This is a genomic window from Porphyromonas uenonis DSM 23387 = JCM 13868, from assembly GCF_000482365.1.
Classification (GTDB): domain Bacteria; phylum Bacteroidota; class Bacteroidia; order Bacteroidales; family Porphyromonadaceae; genus Porphyromonas; species Porphyromonas uenonis.
Window position 1 is genome coordinate 1 of the sequence record NZ_KI535310.1, and the last position, 7275, is coordinate 7275.

Here is a 7275-nt window from a genome sequence, read left to right on the forward strand (position 1 = left end):
GAGTGCATCGCTTTTCTCAGACACGACACAACGAAAAGCCCCTTTTCACAATCCGATTGGAGGAAAAGAGGCTCTATGAGTGTGCAAATAGCACTAACGAAAAGTGTGTCGTTTGCTATGGGGTGCGTTGCTTTACTTCGATGGATTGAAGTGATTACTTGAACTAGTGACGCAATGGAATAAAGTATGGACAATCAGACAGTGGTCAAGAGCCACTTTTCCTGACATTTCCTTGTATATCCCGCTATCTCTGCGCTTGGAGGAATAGTGGAAGAGCCTGCTTACTTTTGCGTCAGAAAGTAATAACAACGCAAATAACACAACAACAAAATGAGATTTACAGCCATTGACACCTCCGCTTGGGAGGAACTGAAAGAGTGCATCGAGGAGCTGACAAAGAGTTTCAATGAACATTTTGCGCCACCAGCTCAATTCCCTGACTTACTACACAATGGGGATGTATGCCGAATACTGAACATCAGTAAGCGAACATTGCAACACTATCGGGACTCGTCAGTGCTGCCCTTTATCCAAATCGGACATAAGTGCTATTACAAACGTGAGGATGTGGAAGCTCTCCTCGCTAACTCTAACACTCGTAAAGGTTAACGACTATGGAGTACGAAACTATCAATAAAGAAACACCAGAGATGAAACAACTCATCTCTGGCATTAAAGGTTTGACGAATCGAGTCAGAAGCATCGCTCAAACTCATCGTCCTCTTTTTGAAGGTGAAATCTACCTCACAGGAAGGGAGGTCTGCGAGAGACTGTTCCTTTCCCCTCGAACCCTGCAAGACTACCGGGATAAAAACATTATCCCTTACACCCAAATCGCAGGGAAAATCCTCTATCGGCTCTCAGACATAAACAGACTGCTTCAAGAAAACTACAAAGGAGTAATCAAGTAGATTGAGAACAGAGAGACTTCTCTTTTGAGAGGATTGTTATAATGATATTTTGCAGACGGTTTTTCCTATATGTACAACATAAAATCCATTGGGTAGGGAGATTGTTGCTTGATTGGTTATCTGCCCTTTCCAAACAAGAGTTCCGCTGATGTTATATACATTGACAGATGCAGGCTCATAGTTCACGTTGCCGTTTGCCTCGATATGTAGCGTGCCATCCTTTCCGTACACTTGGTATGCATCGGTCGGCATGGTTGGCGTACTGATGGAAGTCGGCCATTGCCAAGCCTCCAACTCTACAATATTCTTGAACTCCGAAAACACCATGGATGTGCGGTAGGCATCGGCAGAACCCTTTGGAACATAAAGAATAGCAGTTTCCATCGGACAAGAGTCGAATGGCAGATATGGGCCATCGCCATTTGTCCATTCTGTAGTCACTGGAGGAATTATAGGCCGTGCGTAAACCTTTTGCAATTTACTATTATTCCAAAATGCGTTCCTGCCTATAAAAGTCACACCTGCCGGTATATCAATGGAATCCAAGGGTGCGCTGTCAAAGGCGTGTTTCTCGATGCGTATGACTGTGGAAGGGATATTTACTTTACGGAGCCTGAGGTTCCAGAAGAAAGCTCCTTCGCCAATTCGCGTAATTCCGTCCGGAATATTGACCTCCTCCAAAGCACTGCACCAATTAAAGGCATCATCTCCAATCTCCGTCAATTTATCGGTGAGGATCGTTACTTTGCGCAATCCTGCCATTCCCGAAAAGGTTTGTCTTAAAACTCTTACATTCTTAGGGACAACCGTTTCTTCAATCGTACTAATCCCATAATACGGAGAGCCATCCAATATCTCAACCGTTTCGGGTAAAATTGCCACAGAAGGAGAAACTTCACAGCAGTTTATAAAAATGTTATCATACATTTCCCGAAGTTTGGATGGGATATTCACCTCTTTGAGTTTCCAGCATTCTGCAAATAACATATCATTCATTACTTCAAGATTGTCCGGAAGTCTCACTTTTTCTATTTTTATGCTATAAAAAAGTAAATTATCGCCTATTTCCTCCACACTTTCGGGGATAATCAACTCTTTGAGGAGAACATTATAACCAAAAGCATTCTTACCGATCTTTTTTAGTGTCTTAGGCAACTTATAGTCTTTTATGTAACTTCCGTAAAAAGCCTTGTCGGGTAGAGCATCATTCACCAAGCGTGCATCCTCCATGTCCAGATGCCTCAAGCATGTCTTGAGGGTATCCTCTTTCTCCATCGCTATTTTCAGATAACTCTCATCTTTCATGTCTGTGGGCTTTGGAGCAATGGGCCAACACAGGTAATGAAGGAATGCGATGTCTCTGTCGTTAAGTGTTCCCGTCACCCGAATGCGGGTGAGTTCTTCGGCTCCCGGTCCAATGACCTCCTGTAACGTTCCTGGCGTTTCCACATAATATTCCTGTGCTTTGGCTATTGTTGTGAATATCAGCAACAATAATATTGGGTAAAGCTTTGATTTCATCAGTCATCGAGCTTATGATTAATATAAAGGAAGAGAGGAGGTGTCATCAAACCTCCTCTCCTTCAAAAGAATTTATTCCTTGATGAACTTTACGGACTCTCTCGTCTGTCCATTCCGTTCGATAATCGTGGCAACGTAGATTCCCTGTGGCAGGTCTGACACATTGATCTGTGTCATTCTCTTGGTGCAATCAAGGGGGTAGTTCCCATAATTCTGTTGGTTTTGCGCCCCTGTAATGCACAAGTAGTATTCACCAGTTGGAAGATCATACGAAACAGTCAATTCCGATTTGACGGGAACAGGAGTTACCCTCATATTTCCCTCACTGGCTTTCACGAGAAGTTCCGAAGACGTGAGATAGCCGTCTTTCTTTGCCGTTACCTCAACTTTATAAGTTTCATCCTTTTGAGGTGTGCAGGTCATTTTTGTCCCTTCGGCAATCATTTTCCCATTGGAATCAAACCATTGGTAGGCAGCGTCCTCATCTACACCCGTTACAGAGAGTGTTACTCCGTCTTCATTCCTGTCTTCGATTATTAGCGGACGCAATACAGGTCTCGGCTCACGAATGAACTCAAAGGTCTCTCCTCCAATCACGTTTCCGTCCTTATCCTTCTGACGAAGAAGAATGGTGTGCCTCTCTGGATTGCTTCCTGCTGGGAGGACGGTTTGGAAGTTCACGCTCAGCTTGACGAGACCGATTTCCTTGGGAGCGAGCATGATATTGCTCAACGAGCCGTTTGATGAGACAAATTCCTGTATGTAAGGATTTCTTGTGGATTTTACCTTTACGCCTTGTCTGCCTCCTTCATTCCATGCAGCAAGAACTTTTGGAGCCATACGAAGCAGCACTCTTGCATTGTCAAAGAGGGTGTTTGAACTTCCGTTGATTGCGTTCGGCAACTCTATCATGTCAAGACTGTAAGCCTCCTTGTTTGTGAAATTATTTATGACCGAGACCGCTCCTTCATAGGTGGAGCCGGAGCCGACCTCTACTATCGTCACATTTTTTTGCGCAACATTGTTGTTATATGAAACATAACTGTAAATATCGGATAGATTGGGGTATGTGAGGCCATCATTCTTGTCGGCAATTTTCAGCAAAAGACAGAAATGCCAAAGATTGTCTCCTCCGACAGCAGCATTGGTGATGATTGAAAATTGTTTTGGATCTGGTGTAGACCATTCTATTGGAACATCAGCAAACTTACCCGGATCCAAAGGAGGTACAATACCTAGTTTTGGAACGGTACCTCCTACAGGTATATTCTCTACCGTCATTTGACCAGTCCAAGCATCGGGCCATTGCAGGTTCGTCCCAGCTTTTGCCCAAAAAGCAGCTACTCTTGATTCGGGAGATTTCTTCTGTCCCCTGTTCCAAACTCTTACATAAATGTAATTTGTCTTTCCTCCAAATGGGTTTTGATGCTCTTGTATGCCATCTTTTTGATGTCTGACCCAAACTTGAGGCGCGCTCCAAAAATTATCATTTTTAATAGTCGTATTCGGCTCGAAGCCCAGGTCCTCGACATTGTCCTTGATATATAGGTCATAGTTTTTTAAGAGCTTGGGAAAGCCGTATTGGTTCATCGGACCAATGGAGGCGTCACTGTCATCGCTGTCCTCCTCCCACTTGGCGTTTGCGGGAAGGTTGCTGGGGCGCGGACCGATTCCCCACCAATAGTAACCGTCATTGTCCTTGTCATAGCCCCGTGCCGATGCAAGAAGTGCCGAAGCGAGCACAGGGGATGCCGCTGAGGGATTGTTGTACGGATAGTACTTGTACTCGAATGGGAGGGTCGGAGTTGCGGAGTTGCTCATGTTGTTGATGTTCACAAAGGCATACAGAAAACCGTGATCTCCCCAATTCTTCCCCCAGCTGTTCTTGAAGATCCAAGCCGTCTTGCCGATGCGAGGGTCTCCTGGCTGAATGGTAATCTTGGTGGAAGTCGTGCTGTAAACCACGTCTCCGGCCTTTATCGTCTTGTAGCCTACCAAGGTCATGGCATGAGACCAAGAACCGATGCGCCCGGCAAGTGGGCTCTTAATCAGCATGGATTTCAATTTTTCAATTGAGGCGAAATCATTGCCTTTGATAGGGGTGAACAATTCTTTCCCCACATTTTTTATCGTATACAGAGGTTCGCCGTTTTCTGAGCAGGGACGATCCTGAGCTTTGTACGGAAACGAAAATTCGTCTTGAATCCTATCGTGGCTGATGTAATCCAATGCGGAAGAAGCCGACCCTCCGTTGCAGCTCCCTGCTCCTGAGCAAGAAACCACTTCCTGTTCAGACAGGTCGAAGTTATATGTCGTGTTACGGTAGAGTTTTGCAACGGCTTCCATGGCACCTGTGGCGGAGAATGCCCAGCAGGATCCGCAGTTTCCCTGATCTTTTACGGGAGTAATCCATCCCGTAATCTCATTCTGGAAATAGGGAGAACCCTTGATTGTGGCACTGTGGCGCATACGCCAATCGAAATCTGGGACGTAAAAGGATTGTTGGCTCTGCCCAGAGCCGGTAGCGTAATTATCCACGTCGAAGATGCCTCCGATATAATATTCCGCACCATTGAAGTGCGGTACGACACCTCCGTACATTTCTTTCTTCTCCTCGTAGGAGAGACGGCTGAACGGAGTGTCACCTGCCCGCCATAGCGCACCGGAAGCCGCTAATTCCAGATTGAGACGGGCGATGAAACGACGGCGCATGGCGTATTCGTCGAAAATGGGGACAACAGACAGAGGTACAGACTTTGTGCGAGCTTGCAGGGAAGGTGCATGCTGAAGAGTTTGTATTCCTGAAACGATGATTTTAAGATGCTCCAGTTCGGCATCGGAGATGCGGACACAGATTTTCTCGGGAATGAAATCCTTTATTTTCCCTGTTTCAAACCCCATAAGTTCAAAACTGTCCCTGCCTCCTTCAGAAGCAAGGGTGGGAAACGACTCATAAACAAGTTTCTCATACCCGTATTGGTCTTCTGCCAAGATCCTGACATATCCGTTGGAGGAGGTGAACTTTACGTCTCCGCTCGCAAGGATGCCAGAAATGTTCCTCGACTCGTCTGTGCTGAATGAGAGGACTGTCTCGTCCTGTGACAAAACCTTCATAATATTTGTCTCAAGGTTCTGTGCTTGCATCTTCAAAACACAGACAAAGACAAAAGCTAAGGTTAAAAGCACGTGTTTCTTTTTCATAATGACATTAATTTAAAAGTGGAACAATCAAGTTAACCATAATGATATATCCTCCTTTCCTGAATCATAGTTTTGAGATGAAACGTTCATAATCCATATGCACTACGAGTTTATTTGCTTCAATACTTCCCATCTAGATATGTGAAGTTTCTTCGGCTTCTGCAATCGACCAAATGTTCGTTTCTATCTTTACACTATGCAAATGGTAGAATGATTACCAAATGACATTAACGTAATGCAAATGTACACATTTGAAAGCATTTCTGCAACACCTATAAATAGGTATTTCACGCAGCTATATGTCATAATAAATCATTGTCTTTCTATACTCATTGACATTGCCTACTTAATTCGCCTTTTCTCTTTCTCTTTTCTTTTTCAGTATCTCTCCATCAACCTCTCCATATCCCTTGCAATCTTTTGGTCGGTGACTTGGGCGTAGATTTGCGTGCTGGCAATAGACGAATGCCCCATCATCTTAGCGATGCTCTCAATAGGCACACCAGCCTCTAGCGTTAGCGTGCCGAACGTATGCCTTGCACAGTGCCAAGTCAACGGAGTACGGATGCCGCAAGCCAACCCTACGGCTTTGAGATGACGAAGTAGCTTCCAGTCGCTCATTGTATCGGGGAATATCTTGTAGTCTCCTCTGCTCTTCTCTTTCGTGTAAAGAGCGAGTATCTGCTCCGCTATCGGATGCAGGGGGATCAAACTCTCCACCTCCGTTTTCTGTCTTGCCTTGCGGATATACCGCTTCCCCTCGCTGTTCGTCTCGATTTGCGAAGCTCGTAGCCCCTGCAAGTCAACAAAAGCCAAGCCTGTAAAGACGGAGAAAAGGAACATTCTTCGGCTTAGTTCTGCTCCTTCATCCTGCAACGAGAATGCCAAGAGCTTTGACACATCGCCCTTACTCAGAAAACGAGGTTTGCGCTCCACAACTTCATACTTCACCTCTTCAAACGGATTGAAGCGTATCGTCCCCTGACTAACGGCTCGATACATCAATCGACTCAACCAACAGAGATGGCTATTTATCGTTGCGGGCGCATAGCCCTCCCTCTTCAGATAGAAGCGATAATCCTCAAAGAACTCAATCGTAAGAGCCGACAAGGGGACATCCCGCTCACTGCGACTGCGAACAAAAGAGTTAAGCAGCCTATCGGCATACCGATTGTTCCTATACGTCCCCGCACTACTGCACTCTCGTTGGGCTTTGAGCTCTTCCACACTAAGAGCAAGCAGAGTCGTTGGAGTTTTCCCGACACCCTGCAAGTAGTTCTTCAGCAACTCGGCACTCACTGCTCCATATTTGTAAAGCAAAGTATTGTAGCCTTGTTCGACATTCTCCCGAAAGGCTTGCAAGCGTTGGTTGGTCTTCTTCTCCTTTGTTTCCCCTCGCTTCACGCTCCAATCCTGGGGGACAGTGCTTTCGCCTGTGGTTATCACCACGCTCGCTCCATCTATGGTAATACGGCAAAGGATTGCCGTTGTGCCGTCTGCTTTGGTCTTGCTCTTATTGATATAGAATAGTATTCTAAATGTACTACGCATAGCTCTTACAAGGTTAAGGTTAAGTCTTCAGTGAAAGAGAGAAATTGCTCAAACTCATCGAAAAGCTTCTTCGGAGTCACATGAGCATATC

5 protein-coding genes are annotated in these 7275 nt (G+C 45.4%); 2 read left to right on the top strand and 3 right to left on the bottom strand.

Annotated features, from left to right (window positions below; all coding sequences use genetic code 11):
• Window positions 1-330 precede the first annotated feature (330 nt).
• A complete protein-coding gene (locus L215_RS0108545; protein ID WP_025883633.1) occupies window positions 331-609 on the top strand; it encodes a helix-turn-helix domain-containing protein in 279 nt (92 codons plus the stop codon).
• Between the two features lie 5 nt (window positions 610-614).
• Window positions 615-911 carry a helix-turn-helix domain-containing protein gene (locus L215_RS0108550; protein WP_025883888.1) on the top strand — a complete coding sequence of 99 codons (297 nt, stop codon included), beginning with the start codon at window positions 615-617 and terminating at the stop codon, window positions 909-911.
• 36 nt (window positions 912-947) lie between these two features.
• Here L215_RS0108550 and L215_RS0108555 read toward each other — a convergent pair whose 3' ends face one another.
• The 3 genes from L215_RS0108555 to L215_RS0108565 form a co-directional block, all read right to left on the bottom strand.
• Window positions 948-2432 (bottom strand): leucine-rich repeat domain-containing protein, encoded by a 1485-nt coding sequence (locus tag L215_RS0108555; protein ID WP_025883890.1) that lies wholly within the window; start codon window positions 2430-2432, stop codon window positions 948-950.
• 72 nt (window positions 2433-2504) lie between these two features.
• Window positions 2505-5633, bottom strand: a complete 3129-nt coding sequence (locus tag L215_RS0108560; protein ID WP_025883891.1) for a C1 family peptidase — start codon at window positions 5631-5633, stop codon at window positions 2505-2507.
• A gap of 378 nt (window positions 5634-6011) precedes the next feature.
• Complete coding sequence (locus L215_RS0108565) at window positions 6012-7184, bottom strand: site-specific integrase (protein ID WP_027451647.1); 1173 nt, start codon at window positions 7182-7184, stop codon at window positions 6012-6014.
• Window positions 7185-7275: the final 91 nt, after the last annotated feature.

What these genes read in the sequence shown, in the direction of transcription:
- L215_RS0108565 (WP_027451647.1), bottom strand. Translation starts at nt 7,184, where the DNA reads ATGCGTAGTACATTTAGAATACTATTCTATATCAATAAGAGCAAGACC.
- L215_RS0108550 (WP_025883888.1), top strand. Translation starts at nt 615, where the DNA reads ATGGAGTACGAAACTATCAATAAAGAAACACCAGAGATGAAACAACTC.
- L215_RS0108555 (WP_025883890.1), bottom strand. Translation starts at nt 2,432, where the DNA reads ATGAAATCAAAGCTTTACCCAATATTATTGTTGCTGATATTCACAACA.
- L215_RS0108545 (WP_025883633.1), top strand. Translation starts at nt 331, where the DNA reads ATGAGATTTACAGCCATTGACACCTCCGCTTGGGAGGAACTGAAAGAG.
- L215_RS0108560 (WP_025883891.1), bottom strand. Translation starts at nt 5,633, where the DNA reads ATGAAAAAGAAACACGTGCTTTTAACCTTAGCTTTTGTCTTTGTCTGT.